The organism is Nocardia aurantia, from assembly GCF_009604425.1.
Classification (GTDB): domain Bacteria; phylum Actinomycetota; class Actinomycetes; order Mycobacteriales; family Mycobacteriaceae; genus Nocardia; species Nocardia aurantia.
In genome coordinates this window covers 354,547-375,601 of the sequence record NZ_WEGI01000012.1, presented here as the reverse complement: position 1 = coordinate 375,601, position 21,055 = coordinate 354,547, and the positions used below count along the sequence as shown (strand labels likewise).

Here is a 21,055-nt window from a genome sequence, read left to right as displayed (position 1 = left end):
TCGGAGTGCGTGAGCATTGCACGCGCACCCCCGGCACCTGCTGATACCCCGAGGACCAGCACCATGGCTCAATGGTGAACCTTTTGTGCCCCAATGCCAAGCACGTGCGCGGGAAAGTCGCTGGGTGGAAGCTCAATAGTTATCGGACGGGTATACGAGTCGGCGTGTCATGCCCAACGCGTCGGTGTGTCGCCGTTGTCGAAGTCCCCAGCGGCACGGCGGAATTCCGCGAGGAGGGTGAGCAGCAGCCGCAGCCGGTCCGGCGGTAGGCCGGGACGTGCGAAAACCTTCCCGTTCAGCTCGGCGGTCGCCTGCTCGACCAGATCTCTTCCCGCCCTGGTGATCTCGATCAACGTTGCCCGCCGATCGCTCGGATGTGGCACGCGCTTCACCAGATTCGCGGCCTCGAGGCGATCCACGGTGTTCGTCACACTTGTCGGATGCACCTGCAAGCGCGCGCTGGCGACCGCCATCGGCAGCGCGCCGGTGCGGCTGAAACTCAGCAGCATGAGCAACTCGTATCGGGAGAAGGTCAGTCCCGACGGGCGCAGCGCCTCGTCCACCCGGGCCATCATGATCTGCTGGGCGCGCACCAGCGAGGTGACCGCCGCCATCCCGTCGGCCACGTCGCCCCAGCCGTGTGCGGCCCACTGCCGGTGGGCCTCCTCGATCGGATCGAGCGGGAGTGGACGTGGTGTCGCCATACCGTGAGTCTATTGATTGCGATCACCGTGACCGCAATCCTCGGTATCGAGGACCTCGGCGGGCATGATCATGGAGACGATGCGGGCGTGGCCGAGTGGTGAGGTACCGGATTGCAAATCCGTTCACGTGGGTTCGAATCCCGCCGCTCGCTCTCGATCGGCGCACCGGTGCCGAGCGGATGAATCATGCCGCCCGGCACCGGTTTCGCCGGTTCAGCGGTTGGTGAACTTCGCGGCGCGCTTCTCCACGAAGGCCGCCATGCCTTCCTTCTGATCCTCGGTCGCGAACAGCGAGTGGAACACGCGGCGCTCGAACCGCAGCCCCTCGGACAGGGTGGTCTCGTAGGAGCGGTTGACCGACTCCTTGGCGATCAGCACCGACGGCAGCGACATGGACGCGATGGTCTCCGCCACCTCGAGCGCGGTCGGCAGCAGTTCGGCCGCCGGCACGATCCGCGCCACCAGCCCGGCGCGCTCGGCCTCCTCGGCGTCCATGGTGCGACCGGTCAGCACCAGATCCATCGCCTTCGCCTTGCCGACGGCCCGGGTCAGCCGCTGCGAACCGCCCATGCCGGGGATGATGCCGAGCTTGATCTCCGGCTGACCGAATTTCGCGGTGTCCGCGGCCAGCAGGATGTCGCACATCATCGCCAGCTCACAACCGCCGCCGAGCGCGAATCCGGCCACCGCCGCGATGATCGGCTTCCGGAACGCGGTGAACCGCTCCCAGCCCGCGAACTGATCGACCAGGAACATGTCCATATAGGACTTGGACGACATCTCCTTGATGTCGGCGCCGGCGGCGAACGCCTTCTCCGACCCGGTCAGGACGACCGCGCCGATCCCGTCGTCGGGCTCCAATTCGTCCAGCGCGGCACTGATATCGGTGAGCACCTGCGAGTTCAGCGCGTTCAGGGCCTTCGGCCGGTTCAGCGTGATGAGCGCGACGCGGCCCTTGCGCTCCAGCAGGATGGTCTCGAAATCGGTCACGGCTGCTCCTCCGATCGGGTGCGGACAGTCGTGACGATAGCCGAGGTGTCCGAATCCACCAGACCCAGTTCACCGTCGCCGAGCGCGAGGAAATACGAGTCGACCAATTCCGCGCTGACGTCGCCGAGCGCGGGCGGCAACCACTGCGGGCTGCGATCCTTGTCGATGACCTGGGCGCGGATCCCCTCACCGAGATCGTGGCTGCGCAGCGCCGCCACCGAGACCCGGAACTCGCGATTGAGCGTGTCGGCCAGCGTCGCGTCACCGCGGGCCGCACGCAGCGCCCGCAGCGTCACCTTCACCGCGGCCGGCGACTTGGCCAGAATGTCGGCGGCGGCCTGCCGGGCCTCGGGCGCCGGATGCGCTCGCAACCGCTCCACGATCTCCTCGGCTCCCCCGGCGGTGTAGCAGGCATCGATCCAATCCCGCTGCGCGAGCAGTTCGGACGGCGGCGCGGCCTCGGCGAACTTGGCGATCGCGACCTCCACCTCCGCACTACCGAGCGCGGCCAGCAGTGCCGGCAACCGATCCGACGGCACGTAGTGATCGGCGAACCCCGCCGCGATCGCGTCTCCCGCGCTCATCCGCCCCGCCGTCAGCCCCAGATGCGTGCCGACCTCGCCCGGCGCCCGCGACAGCAGATATGTCCCGCCCACATCCGGCACGAACCCGATCCCGGTCTCCGGCATCCCGACCGAGGACCGCTCGGTGACCACGCGATGGCTACCGTGCGCCGACACACCGACCCCGCCACCGAGCACCACCCCGTCCATGATCGCGACGTACGGCTTCGGATAGGCGGCGATCAGCGCGTTCAGCGTGTACTCGTCCCGCCAGAACTGCCCACTCGGCGAATCCGCCCCGCCCACACGGTCTTTCGCGTCCGCGTACATGCCGACGAGGTCGCCGCCGGCACACAGCCCGCGCTCCCCCGCCCCGGTCAGCACGACCGCCCGCACCTCGTCGTCACCGGCCCACTCCCGCAACGTCGCGAGCATCGCCCGCACCATCGCATGGTTCAGCGCGTTGATCGCCCGCGGCCGGTCGAGGGTGACAATCCCCAGCCCGTCCCGTTTCTCGATGAGCACATCGCCGGTCATCGCCACCCTCTTCCTACCGCGGGCAGGCGTGAACCGGCCACATTCTCACTGAATGAACAAATCTATAGTCGGATGTCCACGCATCACAGAGCCCTGTGAGATAGTCCATAGCCACCCAGCATGGTCAGAGCAGCGCAGAGAACACCTCGGTAGTGAGTCCGGCAACTCCATCCATGGACGTGGTCCCCGGTACGCGATGAAACTTCGCCGAGCCTAGCAATCACGCTGGTGTGGCCGGTAGCGGATTCTCGGGTTCGCACCCCTTCCCGGCAGCTCAGGGGCAGTGGGTGGCGATGGTGTGCAGGGTGGCGTGGTCGGCGGTGGTGACGGGGAGGTCGTAGCGGGTGGCGGTCGTGAGGTAGCGGCCCGCGTAGAAGCAGTGGTAGGCGCGGGCGGGTGGCAGCCAGTCGGCGGGGGTGCGGTCGCCCTTGTCCTCGTTGCTGCCGCCGTCGACGGCGAGCAGATTCACCTCGACGTCGTTCGCGAACCGGATACGTTGCGGCAGTGGCCAATTCGCGGCACCCAGATCCCAGGCGGCGGCCAGCGGGTAGATGTGGTCGATCTGCACGGCGCGGGGGCGGGCGCGGTCGAAGCCGATGCGGTGGCCGGTGTAGGGGTCGGCCAGGGTGCCGGTGAGCACGACGCAGTCGTGGCTGCCGGGCCGGAAGCGGACGGCCGTGAGCTGGGCGCCGAGGACGCGATTGCGCGCGTCGCAGTCGTGGACGCCGTCGGCCCAGGCGGGGCCGAAGACACAGAGTTGCGCGGCCTGGCAGCCACGGTCGTAACCGCCGGGGCGCGGGCGGCGCGGCACCACTCGCACCTGGGCGAGCAGGCCCTCCAGGTCGGCGCGGGTGGGGCTGCCGGGGGCGGGGGCCACCGGGGTGAGCTGGGCGCAGCCGGCCAGGAGCGCGGCGACCAGGACCGCGAGCACCCAGCGGCATGCCGGCGGCAGCGGGCGGCATGCCCGCGCGGTCCTCGATCCACCCCTGCTCGATCGCACGGACCACTTCTACCCGGGACGGCCGACAACTCCGGCCGCCCCGGTGTGTCCGTACGGCGGGTCGTTACAACCAGGCGCGAGCCAGCAGGTCGTCGGCGGGAAGTTCCGCATCCTGCGGCGGGTACCGCATGGCCTCCACGGATTCGGCGTGGACGCCGTCGTGGCCGATCAGCCAGGAACCACCCCGTTCCTCGCATTCGGCGATCTTCGCGAACGTGGTCAGCAGAAAGGTGATCGCCTGCCGCGGATCGCCGGTCCGCGCCAGCCGTTGCGATTCCCCCGGCCGGGACAGGTCCAGCCACACCCCGGACTGGCCGTCCAGCCGCATACCGACGATCTTCGCTGCGTCGACGAAGGTGAATTTGCGACGCTCCCACGGAGTCGTCGGCGTGAAACCCTGCTCGAGTACCTGGAGCAGAATTGTCATGATTCACTGCCCTCCCTGCTCGGCGCGACGCCGGCTGCGCCGCGAATTCGGGCTCGCCGGGAACACCCGGTCGCAGGACCGTTCAATGCCCGGAACAATCTTCAGTACAGTCGCATTACGCAAGCGAATGTGCCGCTCGCGCTTGACCAGCGGATATTTCAGTATGTTCCGCGCGCAGCCGGAAATAAAGGGGGGCGACGAATTCGTGGCTCATGGCCGGCATCGAATTACGGCAAGGTAATTCGGCCTGACGACGGCGGCCCGGCCGTTGCGCGGGCGGCGGCCGGTGCCAGGGATGTCGGTACCGGCTGATTTGATGGGCGGATGCTGCACGGGTTGTGGACGCCGGGGTCGGGCCTGCTCCTGTGGCGCGAGGGCGATTCCGGCGCCGCGATATCGGGCCCGCTCGGTGAGCTGCTGTCCTCGGCGCGGTTCCGGCATCGCGCACGGGTGCTGCGCCCGGCGGCCGAGGGGCCGATCGAGACGGAGGTGCCGGCGCACGCGCTGGCGCCCGAGCGGGCCACCGAGGTGCTGTTGCAGCGGTTGCCGCCCGCCGCGGTGGCCGCCGACCTGCGCTTTCTCGCACACGCCGCGCAGGGGGTGCAGCGCTGGGCGCGCGGCGGCCGGGTGGTACCCGAACTGACCAGGGCCGATGGGCAGTGGTGGGCGCGCTGGCGGCTGATCGGCGGGCAGCGGCAGCGGGCCTGGCTGGCCGAACTGGTCGCGGCGACCCCGCCCGCGCTGCGGGTGGCCGGTCGGCCCGCCGCGGTACTGGAGGATCTGGTCGCGGAGCTGACCGACCCGATCGTGCGGCGCGCGCTGGCGGAGTCCGCGCCGCCCCGGCGGTCCGCGCACGAGCTGATCGCGGCGCTGCTCGCCGACGCACCGGTCGAATCCGGATCGCACCGGGTCGCGACCGCGCTCGACCAGTGGCGGACCAGTCTCACCCTCGGCGAGCCGGAACTCGTACTGCGGCTGCTGGAACCGGAGGAGGATCCCGACGGCATCGTCGACGCCGACACGCTGTGGCGGCTGGAGGTCTGTCTGCGCGCGGAAGGTGAAGCACCGCAACCTGTTCCGCTGACCGGCGAACCGGCGATGCTGCGACTGGCCGGTGACAAGGTGACGGCGGCCGTCGCGGCGTACCCCCGGCTGCGTGATCTGCCGCGCGCGCCCGGCGGTATCGACTTCCTGCTCACCACCACCGGCGTGCAGGATCTGGTCGCGCACGGCGCACATGAATTACGCGGCGCCGGAGTACAACTCATGCTGCCGCGGGCGTGGCGGATCGTGGCGCCGAGCATGCGGTTGCGGGTGCAGAGCCCCGCCGCCACCGACAGCCTCGTAGGTCTGGGTGGATTGGTCTCCTACCGTTGGGAATTGGCGCTCGGCGACACCGTGCTGACCCCCGCCGAGATGGCGCGGCTGGTACAGGCGAAATCGGATCTGGTGCAGTTGCGCGGTGAATGGGTGCAGGCCGACCACGAGGTGCTCGCCGCCGCGGCCGCCTACCTCGGCGGCCGCACCGACGACCGGACCGGCACCATGGCGCAGCTGCTGGCCGAGGTGGCCGGATCCGAGGTGAAACGGGTACCGCTGGAGGAGGTCACCGCCACCGGCTGGGTGTCGGCGCTGCTCGACGCCGACCGCGCCGTGGAACCGATTCCGGCCCCGGCCGGCCTGCGGACCCAGTTGCGCCCGTATCAGTTACGCGGTCTGACCTGGCTGGCCACGATGAGCCGGATGGGTTGCGGCGGCATCCTGGCCGACGACATGGGCCTCGGCAAGACGGTGCAGGTACTGGCACTGCTGGTGCACGAGCGCGAGAAGCCCGAGGCCGCACCCGGTCCGACGCTGCTGGTGTGCCCGATGTCGGTGGTCGGCAACTGGCAGCGTGAGGCGCAGCGGTTCGCCCCCGAACTGCGGGTCGCGGTGCATCACGGCGCCGCCCGCCGCTCCGGCGCGGAATTCGATGCCGCCGTTGCCGATTCCGATCTGGTGATCACCACCTACGCGCTGCTGGCCCGCGATGTCGAGGAGCTGAAGCGGCAGGACTGGGGCCGGGTCGTACTCGACGAGGCACAGCACATCAAGAACGCCGCCACCCGGCAGGCCCGGGCCGCACGGGACATCCCGGCACGACATCGCCTGGCGCTCACCGGAACTCCGGTGGAGAACCGGTTGGAGGAGCTGCGGTCCATCATGGACTTCGCGGCCCCGTCGCTGCTGGGCAAGCCCTCACAGTTCCACGCCCGCTTCGCGATTCCGATCGAACGCGAACGCGACGAGAACGCCATCACCCGGTTGCGCACGGTGACCGGCCCGTTCGTGCTGCGCCGGGTGAAGACGGATCCGGCGGTCATCGCGGATCTGCCCGACAAGATCGAGATCGCGGTCCGCGCCAACCTCACCGTCGAACAGGCCGCGCTCTATCAGGCGGTGGTCGACGACATGGTGGCGAAGCTGAAAAGCACCAAGAGCGAGAGTATTTCGCGCAAGGGCACGGTGCTCGGCGCGCTGACCCGGCTGAAGCAGGTGTGCAACCACCCGGCCCATTACCTCGGCGACGGCTCGTCGGTGCTGCGCCGCGGGCAACATCGCTCCGGCAAGCTCGCCCTGGTGGAGGACGTGCTGGAGTCGGTGCTGGCCGACGGCGAGAAGGCATTGCTGTTCACCCAGTTCCGGGAGTTCGGCGAGCTGATCACGCCGTATCTCACCGAGCGCTTCGGCACCCGCATCCCGTTCCTGCACGGCGGGGTGTCGAAGAAGGGCCGCGACACCATGGTCGAGCGGTTCCAGGAGGAGGACGGTCCGCCGTTGATGTTGTTGTCGCTCAAGGCCGGCGGCACCGGACTGAACCTGACCGCCGCCAACCACGTCGTCCATCTGGACCGGTGGTGGAATCCGGCGGTCGAGAACCAGGCCACCGACCGCGCCTTCCGCATCGGCCAGCGCCGGGACGTCCAGGTGCGCAAACTGGTGTGCGTCGACACCGTCGAGGAACGGATCCACGACATGCTCGGCGGGAAACAGGAATTGGCGAACTTGACGGTGGGCACCGGCGAGAACTGGATCGGCGAGTTGAACAACGACGAGATCCGCACCCTGTTCGCACTGGGCTCGGAGGCGGTGGGGGAATGAGCGATCGGCAGCAGGTGGCGAAGGCGTGGGCTCCCGGGCGGCATGGAGGCATCGCCGCATGAGCCCGGTCGAGGATTACAGCAAGTACGGCAAGCGCATTCCGGTCCGCGGTGGCGTGCGGTCCCGCAGCCGCCGCGGCGCGTCCTTCGCGCGCAGTTGGTGGGGGCGCGCGTTTCTGGACGCGATCGAGCAGGTCGCCGATGCGGGCCGGCTGACCCGTGGCCGCGCCTACGCCCGCGCCGGCCAGGTGGTGAGCTATCACCTCGAGCCGGGCACCGTGGCCGCGGAGGTGCAGGGCAGCCAGCCCCGGCCGTTCACCGCGGTGCTGACGCTGCGGCAACTGCGCGACGAGCGCCTCGACGAGGTGATCGACCTGGTCCGCGCCACGCCGGGCATGCTCGCCCAGCTCGCCTCCGGCACCCTGCCGCCCGAACTGGGCCCGATGCTGCTGCCCGGCACGGCCGCCGAACTCGACTTCTCCTGCACCTGCCCGGATTCCGGCTGGCCCTGCAAACATGTCGCCGCGGTCTGCTACATCATCGGCGAACGCCTCGACGAGGAGCCCGCGGTGATGCTGACGCTGCGCGGCCTCGACCTGGACACCCTCATCGGCGGCGTCGAACGCGACAGCGGCCCCACCGTCTCCGACGACCTCTACGGCGAGAACATCACCCTGCCCGCCCTGCCCACCCCCGAATTCCGCACCGCCATAGACGATCTCGACCCGATCCCGCTGCGCCAGGCGCTGCGCGCGACCGCCGAGGACGAGCGGACCGCGGAGGCGGGCCTGCGCGATCTGCGCGCGATCTACCGTGCGCTGGAGGACCGGCCGTGACCTGCCGCGCGCCGGCGGCACAGCCGTGACCGATCCGCACGACGACCTCGGCGCCCCAGTGCCCGTCCGCCGCCCGGTGCGACGGGTGGTGTCGCTGGTCCCGTCGCTGACCGACGCCATCGCGGCGACCTGCCCGGAAGTTCTGATCGCCGCCACCGACTGGTGCACCCACCCGCCCGGCCTGGAGGTGGAACGGGTACGCGGCACCAAGAATCCGAACGTGCGCCGGATCGTCGCCCTCGCACCGGATCTGGTGGTCTGCAATCAGGAGGAGAATCGCCGATTGGACGTGGAACGGCTGCGTGCGGCGGGAATTCCGGTGTGGGTCACCAGGATCACCACGCTGGACGAAGCATTCACAGCTATGACGAACCTGTTCGGCACCGCACTCGCGGTCGAGCTTCCGGCCTGGCTGACCGAGGCGCAGCGCATCTGGTCCGCGCCGCCACCGGAACCCGCTGTGCGCGCGGTGATTCCGATCTGGCGCAACCCGTGGATGGTCGTCGGCCGCGACACCTTCACCGGCGACCTGGCCCGCCGCCTCGGCCTGCACCTGGTGCACGCCGATCGCCCCGACCGCTACCCGACCGTGCCCGAGGCCGAACTGACCGTGGACGTCGACCTGGCCGTCCTTCCGGACGAGCCGTACGTGTTCACGAAAACTGATGGCCCGGAAGCCTTTCCGGGGATACCCGTGGCACTCGTCGCCGGCCGCCTGCTCACCTGGTACGGCCCGTCGCTGGTCGTCGCCCGCACCGAACTGAGTGCCGCGCTCGGCCGGACGCCGGCCGACTAGAAATCATTCATGACACGCACGGCCCGGCGTCGATTCCGAAAGATGCTCTCGGCGTTGGCTTGTGCATGCCCGAAGCGACCACGGTTCCTCGAGCCCCGCGCTTCCCGGGACGAGTCAGTCGGCGACCGGTTTGCCGGTCGACGGATCGTACTGTTCTCCGTCATCGCCGACGAGCCGAGCGTTCATGCGGGCGGCCAACTGCGCGAGAGCGAGTATCGCGGCGTCGCTGTGCCCACTACCGTAGGAGATGATCCCGCCCTCGTACCACTGCAACGGAACGGTCGAGCCGTCCGGGACCTCGAGGTCGTACAGCGGCGCGATATCGGCGTCGCCGGGAGTGTGGACGGCGATACCGGAAGCAGTGGCAACGGCGTCCCACTCGGCGGCGGTGATCGGGGTCCGGAGACTTTCGTACCAGACGTCGGACCGAGTGATGTGCAGGTCGTACCCCATGTCGAACCCGTTCTACGAAACCACTACGCCCGGACGGCGGTAGCGCACAGTACCGACCCGAGGATAGCGCCGTCAGGCCAGTAGTTCGGCGTCGATCGCGTAGGCCCGTTGCGCGTTGGTGCGGAACACCTGGTCGAGTTCCAGGGCGCTGCCGCCGCGGTCGGCCAGGACGTCGACGACCACCTGCGCGCTGTTGGCGATGCTGGTGATCGGCTTGTCGATCGGGAAGTTCGAACCCCAGATCAGTCGCTGGGCGCCGAAGACGTCGAAGGCATGGTGCAGCAGTGGCGCGACCCGCTCCAGCAGGGCCGCGACCGGGGTCGGGTTACCGCGTACCGGGACCAGGTGGCCGAGGATCGGCATGGCCAGGCCGCTGACCTTGGCCAGCACGTTCGGCTGGGCCGCCAGCGCCGCGAGGTCCTCACGCCAGCGGCCGAACAATTCGTGGCGCGCGGCGGGATCGGCGCCGGTGGTGCGGCCGACCGGACCGAAGATGCCCGCCGGTGTCCCGAGGTGGTTCAGCACGATCGTCACCTCGGGGAATCGCTGCGCCAGCGCGGTCACCTCCGGCAGCTGATGCGAGTACACCCAGGCCTCGAACAGCAGCTCGCGGTCGGCGAGCACCCCGAATCCGTTCAGGAATGCGGAGGAGGTGAGTACGCCGGGATCCTCCGCGAAGGAGCGGACGCCGGGATCCGGATGATGGGCCACCATGGTGCGGATGCCGCGGACCAGCGGTGATGCCGATCGGTGCGCGTCGACCAGATCGGCGAAGCCGAGGCGGCTCGGGTCGCCGCCGCCGATCATCGCCCCGAGAGCGGGCGTGTCGACCCCGAACGGCAGGCTCGCCACCCAGCGCGTCTCGTCGGCCTTGGCGGCCGGCGCCCGCCCGGCCCATTCCACCTCGATGTGCACCAGCGCCTCCACGGGCACCTCGCCGGCGTCCGAACGGTAGTCGGCGGGCAGGTACGGGTGCAGATACGCGGTGGGGTCGGCGATGAACTCCCGATCCCGCCGCGGCGTCAGGCGGGCCGCGAAATCGGCCGGCAACGGCAGATACCGCAGCAGCTTGGCGGCGGCGCTGAACTCCCTGGGCGTCCCGAGCGGATCCCACTGATGGATGTGGGCGTCCACGACGCTGATTCCCGCGAGGTCCATACCGCCCCTTTCGTCCGGCTACCCGTCCGATCGGCGATTGTCACACGGCCCTGGGGCCGATCGCCGCAGGTCGGGCCGATCGATCGCTTCCGTACTGTCCAGCGTACGAGCGCCGGGCGGTGCGCGGACCGGTCAGACGTTGCGGCGGTACTGGCCTCCGACCGTGAAGAAGGCGTCGGTGACCTGCTGCAGGGTGCAGACGCGGGCGGCGTCCATCAGCACCTCGAACACGTTGTCGTCACTGCGGGCCGCGGCCTCCAGCCGGGCCAGGGCCGCGTGCGCCTCGTCGCGATGCTGCTGCCGGAAGTCCTGGGTGCGCCGCAGCTGGGACTGCTTCTCGGCCTCGGTGCCGCGGGCCAGTTCGAGTTCGCGGTGCTGCTCCCCGTGCGGATTGCGGAAGGTGTTGACGCCGATGATGGGCAGCGTGCCGTCGTGCTTGCGATGCTCGTACAGCATGGACTCGTCCTGGATGCGGCCGCGCTGGTAACCGGTCTCCATCGCGCCCAGCACACCGCCGCGTTCGGAGATCCGCTCGAATTCGGTAAGGACCGCCTCCTCGACCAGATCGGTCAGCTCCTCGATGACGAAACTGCCCTGCAGCGGATTCTCGTTGACCGCGAGACCCCACTCCTTGTTGATGATGAGCTGGATCGCCAGCGCGCGCCGCACCGACTCCTCGGTCGGCGTCGTGACCGCCTCGTCGTAGGCGTTGGTGTGCAGGCTGTTGCAGTTGTCGTAGATCGCGATCAGCGCCTGCAACGTGGTGCGAATGTCGTTGAAGCTCATCTCCTGTGCGTGCAGCGAGCGGCCGGAGGTCTGGATGTGGTACTTCAGCTTCTGCGAGCGTTCGTCGGCGCCGTACTTGTCGCGCATGGCGATCGCCCAGATGCGCCGCGCCACCCGGCCGATCACCGAGTACTCCGGATCCATGCCGTTGGAGAAGAAGAACGACAGGTTGGGCGCGAATTCGTCGATGTGCATCCCGCGCGCGAGATACGCCTCCACATAGGTGAATCCGTTGGCGAGCGTGAACGCGAGCTGACTGATCGGATTCGCGCCGGCCTCGGCGATGTGGTACCCGGAGATGGACACCGAGTAGAAGTTGCGAACGCCGTTGCGCACGAACCATTCCTGGATGTCGGCCATCATGCGCAGGCTGAACTCGGTGGAGAAGATACAGGTGTTCTGGCCCTGATCCTCCTTGAGGATGTCGGCCTGCACGGTGCCGCGTACGGTCGCCAGGGTCCGCGCGCGCAGCGCGACCGCCTCCTCAGCGGTCGGCGCGCGACCCTCGGATTCCGAGAACTGTTGCAGCGCTTGGTCGATGGCCGTGTTCAGGAAGAAGGCGAGCATGGTCGGCGCAGGACCGTTGATGGTCATCGACACCGAGGTGGTCGGCGCGGACAGATCGAATCCGTCGTAGAGCGCCTTCATATCGTCCAGCGAGGCCACCGAGACGCCGGAGGTGCCGACCTTGCCGTAGATGTCGGGCCGCTCGGCCGGATCGTGACCGTACAGGGTCACCGAATCGAACGCCGTGGACAGACGTTTCGCGTCGGAATGCTCGGACAGCACCCGGAACCGCCGGTTGGTGCGGAACGGATCGCCCTCGCCCGCGAACATCCGTGCCGGATCCTCGTTGTCCCGCTTGAACGGGAAAACCCCGGCGGTGAACGGGAATCGGCCCGGCAGATGCTCCGCGCGCAGGAACCGCAGCAGCTCACCGTGATCGGTGAAGCGCGGCAACGACACCCGCGGAATCGAACTGCCGGACAACGTGGTTCGCCGCAACGCGGTCCGCAACTCGCGATCGCGTACCCGCACCACCTGCTCCTCGCCGCGGTACGACTCGGCCAGCGCGGGCCAGCCGTCGAGCAGCGCGGCGTTACCGGGGGTCAGCTCCGAACGTGCCTGCGCCAGTAGCTTTCCCACCACCGACGCCGCGACCGCGGCCTCATCCACACCCGATGCGGACCCGGCCACCCCGAGCGAGCCGTCGCCGGTCACCCCCTGTCCGGCTGCGGATTCGACCGCCGCCGCAGAGCCATCGGCCGCCGACTGCCCCGCCGGATCGACCGCCACCGCGAAACCATCCGCCGCCGACTGCCCCGCAGGATCGACCGCCACTCGCGCGCCGTCGCCCGCCGCCGGCCCGCCGGGCGTTGCCGCCGGCCCGCCGCCGGCCGGCCGAGCCGTCGTCGGCCCGCTCCCATGCGTGGCGCCGAGTTCCGCGAGCACCGCGTCGAACCGCTGCACCCGCTGCGCTACGACCACCTGCCGGGCGGTCTCGGCGTGGTACCCGCGCACCGTGTCGGCGATCTCGGCGAGGTAGCGCACCCGCGCGGGCGGGATGAGCTGGGCGAACCGGGTCGAGGCCCGCACGTCCACTCGGGGCAGCGCACCTTGTTCCAGTGGCAGTCCGCGCTCGCCTAGCAGCCCGATCAGATGCTGGTACAGGGCCGTGACGCCGTCGTCGTTGAAGGTGGCCGCGCTGGTGCCGAATACCGGCATGTCCTCCGGCGCGGCGCCGAAGGCCTCGCGGTTGCGGATCAGCTGCCGCGACACGTCACGCAACGCGTCCGCGGCCCCGCGCCGTTCGAACTTGTTGATCGCGACGACGTCCGCGTAGTCCAGCATGTCGATCTTCTCGAGCTGGGAGGCGGCGCCGAATTCCGGGGTCATGACGTACAGCCCCACGTCGACGTGGTCGACGATCGCCGCGTCGCCCTGGCCGATGCCCGGCGTCTCCAGGATCACCAGGTCGTATCCGGCGGCCTTGCAGGCCAGGATCATCGCGTCGATATTGGTCGGCAGTTCGTGCGCGCCGCGAGTGGCCAGCGAGCGGAAATAGATGTGCTCGGCGTCCAGCGCGTTCATCCGGATACGGTCGCCGAGCAGCGCGCCGCCCCCGCGGCGGCGGGTGGGATCGACGGCCAGCACGGCCACCCGCAGTTTGTCCTGCTGATCGGTGCGCAGCCGGCGCACCAGTTCGTCGGTGAGCGAGGACTTGCCCGAACCGCCGGTGCCGGTGATGCCGAGTACCGGCACGGTCCGGCCGGCCGCCGCGGCGGTCAGCGCGGCGAGGTCGCCGGCGGGCAGCGTGTCCTGTTGCAGGCAGGTGAGGGTGCGGGCGAGCGCCGTGCGCTCCCCCGCGAGCGTCGCGTCCACCGCGGCCGGTCGCTGCGCGAGATCCACATCGCAGTCGCGGACGAGCTCGTTGATCATGCCGGGGAGGCCGAGCCGCTGGCCGTCCTCGGGAGAGAAGATCCGCACTCCCGCGTCGGCGAGCCGGGCGATCTCCGCCGGGACGATGACGCCGCCGCCCCCGCCGAAGATCCGCACGTGCCCGGCGCCGGCCTCGCGCAGCGCCGCCGCCAGGTATTCGAAGTATTCGACGTGCCCGCCCTGGTAGGAGCTGACTGCCACGCCCTGCACGTCCTCGGTGAGCACCGCGTCGACCACCTCGTGCACGGCCCGGTTGTGGCCGAGGTGGATCACCTCGGCGCCCTGGGCCTGCAGGATCCGCCGCATGATGTTGATCGCCGCGTCGTGCCCGTCGAAGAGTGCCGCCGAGGTCACGAAACGCACCGGATGCACCGGCACATGCAGGTCGGTCATGGTTACCTCCACACCGCGCATCAATTGCCATCCCAATAGTAGGACGTCAAAGTAAATCTAGTGCAGTCCCGGTCGGCACGCAATGCGCCACGAGTGCGAGCGTGGCGGGCCGCTATTGTCGGCCGGGTGACGACGCAGGACGACTACCCGGTGCTCTGGCCGGTCCCGACCCGGTGGGCCGACAACGACCACTACGGCCACGTGAACAACGTGACGTACTACTCGTACTTCGACACCGCGGTCAACGCCTGGCTGATGCACGCGACCGGCACCGACATCCGCGACCTGCCCGCGATCGGAGTGGTCGCCGAGACCTCCTGCAAGTTCCTCGGCTCGCTGAGCTTCCCGGACCGGCTGCGCGTCGGATTGCGCATCGCCCGCCTCGGCCGCTCCAGCATCACCTATGACCTGGCCATCTTCCGGGAGGACGGCGACCGGCTGGAATTGGCGGCTACCGGGTCGTTCGTGCATGTGTATGTCGATGAGCAGACGCGTACGCCGATCGAGATTCCATCCGTTATCCGGGGGGCTGCCGAAACGTTGTTGTAGTTTCGGTTTGGTTCGGCGGGTCTCGGGGCCGGCGTATCGAACAGGATTGTTGGGCCTGCTCATTGGTGACAGGCTGTGTTTTTGGCCTCCGCTTCGCTCCGGCGGGTTCGCGGCCCCCAAGTCTCGATCCTTCCCTCCTCCGGTCAGTCGCTGCGCTCCCTCCCTCCGTCGGTCCAGGATCGAGACGGGCCGCGAACAGGCGGGTTACCCCTGCGTATCGGTGACCGGACCCGGGGAGCGGGTTACGGCTGCGGGATGGTGACCGTGACACGGGGAGTAGGTCGGTGGGTACGGGTGGGGTCTGCTCAGACGCGGCCGAGGAGGGTCAGGGGGTCCTCCAGCAGCGACGCGACCGTCGACAGGAATCGGGACCCCAGTTCGCCGTCGATCATCCGGTGGTCGAAGCTCAGGCCCAGCGTCGTGACCCAGCGGACCGCCGGTTCGTCTCGGTACACCCATGGGCGCTTGCGGATGGAACCCAGGCACAGGATCGCGGCCTCCCCCGGATTCACCAGCGGCACACCGACATCCACACCGAATACGCCGACGTTGCTGATGGTGAAGGTGCCGCCCATCAGGTCCGCGGGGGTGGCGGAGCCGGATCGGGACATCTCGGCCACCCAGCCGATGTCGCGGCACAGATCGCGCAGGCTCAGCGTCTGTGCCTCTTTGACGTTCGGTACCAGCAGCCCGCGGTCGGTGGCCACGGCGATGCCCAGGTTCACGTAGTGCTTGGTGACGATCTCCCGGTTCTCCTCGTCCCAGAACGAGTTGATGTCCGGGAATTCCGCCATCGCCGCGAGTGCGGCCTTGGCGATCAGGGCCAGCGGCGTCAGGGTGAGGCCGCTGAACGAGGCCGTGTTGCGCAGATGGTCGAGCAGTTCCATCGACGCGGTGAAATCGGTGGTCACGAACGCGCTGGCCTGCGGGATGGTGTGCGAGCTGATCACCATCGCCGCGGCGGTGCGTTTGCGGACACCGCTGACCGGGATCCGGGTCTCGCGTTCGATCGGGGCCGGACGGGACGGACCGCCGTCCTCGGGGCGCATGGGCGGCGGCGCCGGAGCCGCCGCGCGGGCGTCCGGTTCGTCAGCGGTGCGGGCGCGATTCATCGGCTGGGACACCGGAACGGCCTGCCGCACGTCCTCCACGGTGACCGCGCCGCCCGGGCCGGAGCCCGCCACGACGGCGAGGTCGATGCCGAGTTCCCGGCCGAGTTTGCGGGCCGCCGGGGTGGCGGCCTGCCGGGTCGCGAATTCCGGGTAGGCGGGCAATTCGGCAGAGTCCGACCGGCCCGCCGGTGCAGCGTCCGACCGGCCCGCCGGTGTCGAATCCGACCGGCCCGTCCCGTCGGATCCGGCCCCGGGTGTGCGACCACGACGGGAGGTTGTCTCCTCCTCCGGGCCGTACCCGACCAGGACAGCGCGTCGTTGGCCGGAATCCGTTGTGGCACTGCTCGTTTCCTCGGTCGGCTCGGCGCGAGCGGCCCGCGACGCGACCGCGTCCGGTGACGACGGGCCGGGTGCCGCATCGTCGGCGGCCACCCGGATCAGCGGGGCGCCCACCGCGACCGTGTCGCCGGGTTCCGCGAGCAGTTCCACGACCTCCCCGGCGAACGGGCTCGGCAGCGCCACCTGCGCCTTCGCCGTCTCGACCTCGGCGATGGTCTGATTGAGCAGCACGGCGTCACCCACCGCCACGGCCCAGGAGATCAACTCCGCGTCGGCCAAGCCCTCACCGAGATCCGGGAGCCGGAACTCCAGGATCTGGCGACGGGCTTCCACCACACGGTTTTCCGAGTCGTTCGGCAAGGGGCACCTCTGTCTGAACGGGCGGTCGGACGGTGTCACGCAAACGTTCGATCGACCGCATCGAGGATGCGATCGGGGTCGGGCAGGTGGTGCCGTTCGAGCTTAGCGGGGGGATAGGGGATGTCGAAGCCACCGACGCGCAGGACCGGCGCCTCCAAGTAGTAGAAACAGCGCTCGCTGATCCGGGCGGCGATCTCCGCGCCCAGCCCCGCGAACACCGGCGCCTCGTGCGTGACGATCAACCGGCCGGTGCGCCGCACCGATTCCTCGACCGTGTCGAAGTCGATCGGCGACAGGCTGCGCAGATCGATCACCTCGAGTTCACGGCCCTCCCCCGCGGCGATCTCCGCCGCGGTCAGCGCGGTCCGGACCATGCCGCCGTAGGCCACCACCGTGGCGTCGGTGCCCGGCCGGCGTATTCGGGCGCGGTCCAGCGGGTACGGATCGGCGTCGAGCGCGTCGAGGTCGACCTCGGCCTTGTCCCAGTAGCGCCGCTTGGGTTCCAGGAAGATCACCGGATCCGGCAGCGAAATCGATTGGCGCACCATGAGATACGCGTCGGCGGGGGTGCTGGGCGACACCACCCGCAGGCCCGCGGTGTGCGCGAAGTACGCCTCCGGCGACTCGGAGTGGTGCTCCACCGCGCCGATCCCGCCGCCGAACGGGATCCGGACGGTCAGCGGCGCCGACACCGCACCGCCGGTGCGGTAGTGGATCTTCGCGACCTGGGCGACGATCTGGTCGAAGGCCGGATACACGAAACCGTCGAACTGGATCTCGCACACCGGCCGGTAACCCCGCAGCGCCATGCCGAAAGCCGTTCCGATGATGCCGGATTCGGCCAGCGGCGTGTCGATCACCCGGTTGTCGCCGAAGTCCTTCTGCAGCGAATCGGTCACCCGGAAGACACCGCCGAGCCGGCCGATGTCCTCGCCGAGCAGCACCACCTTCGGGTCGTCCTCCAGGGCCCGGCGCAGGCCCGTGTTCAGAGCGGCGGCGAACGTGATCATGACCGGACTCCCTCCAGATAGGCGGTGTACTGCCGGCGCTGTTCGTCGACGAGCGGATGCGGTGTCGCGTAGACGTGGTCGAACAGCGCCGCGGGTTCCGGATCGGACATGCCGATGGTGGCGGCGCGGACCAGTTCGCCCACGGCGTCCGCGTGGTCGCCGACCCGCTGTTCGAATTCGCCGTCCCAGTACCCCTCGCGCTCCAGCAACCGGCGCATCCGGTCGATCGGATCGCGGCGGCGCCACAGTTCCAGTTCCGCCGCGGTGCGATATCGGGTCGGATCGTCGGCGGTGGTGTGCGGGCCCATCCGATAGGTGATCGCCTCGATGAACGACGGCCCGCCGCCGGCCCGCGCCCGGGCCACCGCCTGCCGGGTCACCGCGAGCACGCCCAGCGCGTCGTTGCCGTCGACCCGCACCCCCGGCATGCCGTACCCGTAGGCGCGCCGCGCGATCGGCGTCGCGCTCTGCACCTGCACCGGTTCGCTGATCGCCCAGTGGTTGTTCTGGCAGAAGAACACCACCGGCGCACTCCACGAGGCCGCGAAACCCAGTGCCTCCGCGATATCGCCCTGGCTGGTGGCGCCGTCGCCGAAGTAGGCGACGACCGCGATCTCGGCGCCGTCGAGGTGCGCGGCGTAGGCGTAACCGGTGGCGTGCAGTCCCTGCGCGCCGACGACGATCGCCGGATTGGTCATGTTGATCGTGTCCGGTTCCCAGCAGAAGTGCGCGACCCCGCGCCACATCCGGGTGATCGCGGCCGGATCCACGCCGCGGCAGTAGGCCACCGCGGCCTCGCGGTAGCTGCAGAACACGTAATCGTCGGGGTTCAGGGCGTGTGCGGAACCGACCTGCGCGGCCTCCTGGCCCAGCAGCGGCGGCCACAGTCCGAGTTGTCCCTGCCGTTGCAGGGCGGTGGCCTCGGTGTCGATGCGGCGGGCGAGGACCATGTCCTCGTACATCTGCCGCAGCCGCTCGGGGCCGACGTCGGCGACCAGCGCGGCATGCTCGCGATCGAGCACGCGGCGACCGTCGGGCTGGACCAACTGCACCGGATAGGCGCTCGGGTCGGTCATGGTCATCGCCTCCTCGCCCGTCCGGGCGATCACGGGGCCCTGCGCGGGTGGCGCAGCGGCCGCCTCCGGGTCCGGCCGGGGTCGCCGGCCGTCGCGGTGCAATGGTGTCCTACACCACACAGCATCCACGATTGAGCGAAACGCGCAAGTACCAACCTTGTAACTGGGCAGAATGCGCGCCACGACCGGTAATGCGCCTGTCATACTGCGTAACATGTCCAGTGCAGAACAGGTCGGTACCGCGGTCGACGCGACGGATGCGCGGCTGTTGCTGGAGCTGGTCGCCAATCCCCGCGCCACCGGCGTGGAACTGGCCGCCCGGCTGGGTTTGTCCCGCAACACCGTGCAGGCCCGGCTGGCGCGCTGGGAATCGGCCGGGGTGCTGGCGAGTTTCGAACGCCGGGTCGACCCACGCGCGCTGGGATATCCGCTCGCCGCGTTCGTGTCGGTCGTGGTGGATCAGCACACGCTCGACGCCGTCGTCGCCGAATTGTCCCGGATCCCGGAGGTCACCGAGGTGTGCGGGCTCACCGGGCAGACCGACCTCACCGTCCGGGTGGTCGCCCGCGACGCCGACGACCTGTATCGGGTCGCGGGCCGGATCCTGGAGATCCGCGGCGTCGAGCGCACCAATATGGCCCTGGTGATGCAGCAGTTCGTCGGCCCCCGCACGGCCCCCCTGCTGGCCCGGGTGGCCGCCGACGGCGGTTCGCGCTGAACCCGTCCCGCCGAAAACGGACCACTTTCGCGCGATTGGCCGCTGACCGCGGCGACCAGGGTCGTCGACCATGACACGGTGAGCACCACCGCCGACGCCGAAACCCCCGGAACCTCGCCCCTCGAACCGGATGGTCCGGCGAGTGGCATATCGGATCGGCCTGCCGCAACGCGGCGGTCCCGTGAGCCCACGGCCGAGCCCGAGGACACATCTGCGGCGACAACTACCGAAACACTCTGGTCGACAGTCGAATCCGACGAGTCCGACCCATCCGCAGCCGACATCACCCGAACCGACCGGCCCACCAGCAAATTCGGCGAACCTGCCACCGGCGTCGACGGATTCGCGGCAATGACCGACGAAAACAGTTGGCCTACAGGACGATCCGGTGATCTGGTGCCCGGCGAACGCGACGGGGAGACGGCGGGCGAACCGGTGTGGCCCAGGGTCGGCGACGGCGCGCGAGGACATACCGCGCACGCGATCGGGGCCGGGGCGGTGGCGGCGCTGGTCGGGTTCACCAGTTCGTTCGCGGTCGTGCTGGCCGGGCTGACGAAGATGGGGGCGACACCGGCCCAGGCGGCTTCGGGGCTGACAGTCGTCTGCATCACGCAGGCGGTCGGAATGTTGTTGCTGGCCTGGCGTTTCCGAATTCCGGTCACGCTGGCCTGGTCGACGCCCGGTGCGGCGCTGCTGGCGAGTACCGGAGCGGTGGCCGGGGGCTGGGCCGCGGCGGTGGGCGCGTTCCTCGTGACCGGGGTGCTGATCGTGCTCACCGGATTCTGGGATCGGCTGGGCCGGTTGATCGCCGCGATCCCGGTCGAGATCGCGCAGGCGATGCTGGCCGGGGTACTGGTGCCGCTGTGCCTGGCGCCGGTGCGTTCGGTGACCGTCAGTCCGGCGGTCGTGGTGCCGGTGCTGGTCGTGTGGCTGGCGTTGCAACGGTTCGCGGCGTGCTGGGCGGTGCCGGCGGCCTTCGCGACGGCGGCGGTCGGCGTGGGCATCGATATCGCGGTCACGCATCGGCGCCTCGATCTCGCCGCGATGACGCCGCACGTGGAACTGTCCGCCCCGCACTGGACCTGGCAGGCGGTGATCGGCGTCGCGGTGCCGCTGTACATCGTGACCATGGCCGCGCAGAACATTCCCGGCACCGCGGTGCTGTCGTCGTTCGGCTACCGGGTGCCGTGGCGGGCCGCGATGACCACAACCGGGCTGGGCACCCTCGTCGGTGCGACCGCCGGCGGGCACGTGGTGAACCTGGCCGCGATCAGCGCCGCGCTCACCGCTGCGCCTGCCGCGCATCCGGATCCGCGCCGGCGGTGGATCGCCGCGTTCGGCACCGGGTGCACCTATCTGCTGATCGCGCCGGCCGCCGCCGCACTGGTGACGCTGGTCGCCGCGGCACCCAGGGGTGCGCTGGAAAGTGTTGCGGGCCTTGCCCTCCTGGCCACCCTGGCCGGTGCGCTGACCGCCGCGCTGGGGCCGGCCGAGCACCGCACCGCCGCCGCGGTGACCTTCCTGGTCTCGGCGTCGGCGATCACCATCGCGGGCATCGGGGCCGCGTTCTGGGCGCTGGCCGCCGGATTGCTCGTGCGGTGGGTGCTGGCGGCGCGGGCGACCGGAACGCCGGCCGCCGCGAATTCGCGGTAGCCGGCGCCGCAGATCC

17 protein-coding genes and 1 tRNA gene are annotated in these 21,055 nt (G+C 69.8%); 7 read left to right on the top strand and 11 right to left on the bottom strand.

The genetic code is table 11. From position 1 onward, the window contains the following. Window positions 1-167 precede the first annotated feature (167 nt). A complete protein-coding gene (locus tag NRB56_RS28015) occupies window positions 168-704 on the bottom strand; it encodes a MarR family winged helix-turn-helix transcriptional regulator (RefSeq protein ID WP_153347282.1) in 537 nt (178 codons plus the stop codon). Between the two features lie 81 nt (window positions 705-785). Here NRB56_RS28015 and NRB56_RS28010 point away from each other — a divergent pair. Further along, window positions 786-856, top strand: a tRNA-Cys gene (locus NRB56_RS28010). Window positions 857-917: 61 nt separating this feature from the next. On the opposite strand, the gene NRB56_RS28005 is transcribed toward NRB56_RS28010, so the two are convergent. From NRB56_RS28005 to NRB56_RS27990, 4 genes are all read right to left on the bottom strand, one after another. Then, window positions 918-1,694, bottom strand: coding sequence for an enoyl-CoA hydratase (locus NRB56_RS28005; protein ID WP_319943636.1), 777 nt, complete (start codon window positions 1,692-1,694; stop codon window positions 918-920). Further along, entirely contained in the window at window positions 1,691-2,794 is a 1,104-nt protein-coding gene (locus NRB56_RS28000; protein WP_153347280.1) for an enoyl-CoA hydratase/isomerase family protein, read from the bottom strand. Before NRB56_RS28000 ends, NRB56_RS28005 begins: the two co-directional genes overlap by 4 nt. A gap of 274 nt (window positions 2,795-3,068) precedes the next feature. After that, a complete protein-coding gene (locus NRB56_RS27995) occupies window positions 3,069-3,746 on the bottom strand; it encodes an HNH endonuclease family protein (RefSeq protein WP_153347388.1) in 678 nt (225 codons plus the stop codon). 112 nt (window positions 3,747-3,858) lie between these two features. Beyond that, window positions 3,859-4,221 (bottom strand): hypothetical protein, encoded by a 363-nt coding sequence (locus NRB56_RS27990; RefSeq protein WP_153347278.1) that lies wholly within the window; start codon window positions 4,219-4,221, stop codon window positions 3,859-3,861. A 324-nt stretch (window positions 4,222-4,545) separates the two neighbouring features. Here NRB56_RS27990 and NRB56_RS27985 point away from each other — a divergent pair, with 324 nt between their 5' ends. Genes NRB56_RS27985 through NRB56_RS27975 form a run of 3 tightly spaced genes read left to right on the top strand, consistent with a single transcriptional unit; the run spans window position 4,546 to window position 8,993 of the window. Next, window positions 4,546-7,362, top strand: coding sequence for a DEAD/DEAH box helicase (locus NRB56_RS27985; RefSeq protein ID WP_153347277.1), 2,817 nt, complete (start codon window positions 4,546-4,548; stop codon window positions 7,360-7,362). A gap of 58 nt (window positions 7,363-7,420) precedes the next feature. Beyond that, on the top strand, window positions 7,421-8,197 hold the full coding sequence (locus NRB56_RS27980) for an SWIM zinc finger family protein (protein WP_153347275.1): 777 nt from the start codon (window positions 7,421-7,423) through the stop codon (window positions 8,195-8,197). Between the two features lie 25 nt (window positions 8,198-8,222). Then, entirely contained in the window at window positions 8,223-8,993 is a 771-nt protein-coding gene (locus tag NRB56_RS27975) for a helical backbone metal receptor (protein ID WP_319943635.1), read from the top strand. A 114-nt stretch (window positions 8,994-9,107) separates the two neighbouring features. Here NRB56_RS27975 and NRB56_RS27970 read toward each other — a convergent pair whose 3' ends face one another. The 3 genes from NRB56_RS27970 to NRB56_RS39340 all read right to left on the bottom strand — a co-directional run bounded on the left by NRB56_RS27970 (window position 9,108) and on the right by NRB56_RS39340 (window position 14,222). Further along, complete coding sequence (locus NRB56_RS27970; RefSeq protein ID WP_153347273.1) at window positions 9,108-9,446, bottom strand: hypothetical protein; 339 nt, start codon at window positions 9,444-9,446, stop codon at window positions 9,108-9,110. 72 nt (window positions 9,447-9,518) lie between these two features. Continuing rightward, window positions 9,519-10,604: an amidohydrolase family protein gene (locus tag NRB56_RS27965; RefSeq protein ID WP_153347271.1), complete on the bottom strand. Its 1,086-nt coding sequence runs from the start codon at window positions 10,602-10,604 to the stop codon at window positions 9,519-9,521. Between the two features lie 132 nt (window positions 10,605-10,736). Next, window positions 10,737-14,222, bottom strand: coding sequence for a methylmalonyl-CoA mutase family protein (locus NRB56_RS39340; RefSeq protein WP_227838396.1), 3,486 nt, complete (start codon window positions 14,220-14,222; stop codon window positions 10,737-10,739). A gap of 126 nt (window positions 14,223-14,348) precedes the next feature. Here NRB56_RS39340 and NRB56_RS27950 point away from each other — a divergent pair, with 126 nt between their 5' ends. Beyond that, on the top strand, window positions 14,349-14,771 hold the full coding sequence (locus NRB56_RS27950; RefSeq protein WP_319943634.1) for an acyl-CoA thioesterase: 423 nt from the start codon (window positions 14,349-14,351) through the stop codon (window positions 14,769-14,771). Between the two features lie 305 nt (window positions 14,772-15,076). Here the strand turns inward: NRB56_RS27950 and NRB56_RS27945 are convergent, their stop codons facing one another. From NRB56_RS27945 to pdhA, 3 genes are read right to left on the bottom strand one after another with little or no spacing between them, the layout of a single operon-like run. Next, window positions 15,077-16,558, bottom strand: coding sequence for a dihydrolipoamide acetyltransferase family protein (locus tag NRB56_RS27945; protein ID WP_319943633.1), 1,482 nt, complete (start codon window positions 16,556-16,558; stop codon window positions 15,077-15,079). Between the two features lie 59 nt (window positions 16,559-16,617). After that, window positions 16,618-17,592, bottom strand: coding sequence for an alpha-ketoacid dehydrogenase subunit beta (locus NRB56_RS27940; protein WP_153347267.1), 975 nt, complete (start codon window positions 17,590-17,592; stop codon window positions 16,618-16,620). Next, entirely contained in the window at window positions 17,589-18,668 is a 1,080-nt protein-coding gene (gene pdhA, locus NRB56_RS27935) for a pyruvate dehydrogenase (acetyl-transferring) E1 component subunit alpha (RefSeq protein ID WP_153347265.1), read from the bottom strand. The genes NRB56_RS27940 and pdhA overlap by 4 nt, the downstream gene beginning before the upstream one ends. A 214-nt stretch (window positions 18,669-18,882) precedes the next feature. On the opposite strand from pdhA, the gene NRB56_RS27930 reads away from it, so the two are divergent. Together NRB56_RS27930 and NRB56_RS27925 are read left to right on the top strand one after the other, a co-directional pair. After that, entirely contained in the window at window positions 18,883-19,386 is a 504-nt protein-coding gene (locus tag NRB56_RS27930; RefSeq protein ID WP_153347264.1) for an Lrp/AsnC family transcriptional regulator, read from the top strand. A gap of 351 nt (window positions 19,387-19,737) precedes the next feature. Next, the gene (locus tag NRB56_RS27925) at window positions 19,738-21,039 is read left to right on the top strand and encodes a benzoate/H(+) symporter BenE family transporter (RefSeq protein ID WP_227838395.1); all 1,302 of its coding nucleotides are present in this window, start codon (window positions 19,738-19,740) and stop codon (window positions 21,037-21,039) included. Window positions 21,040-21,055 lie beyond the last annotated feature (16 nt).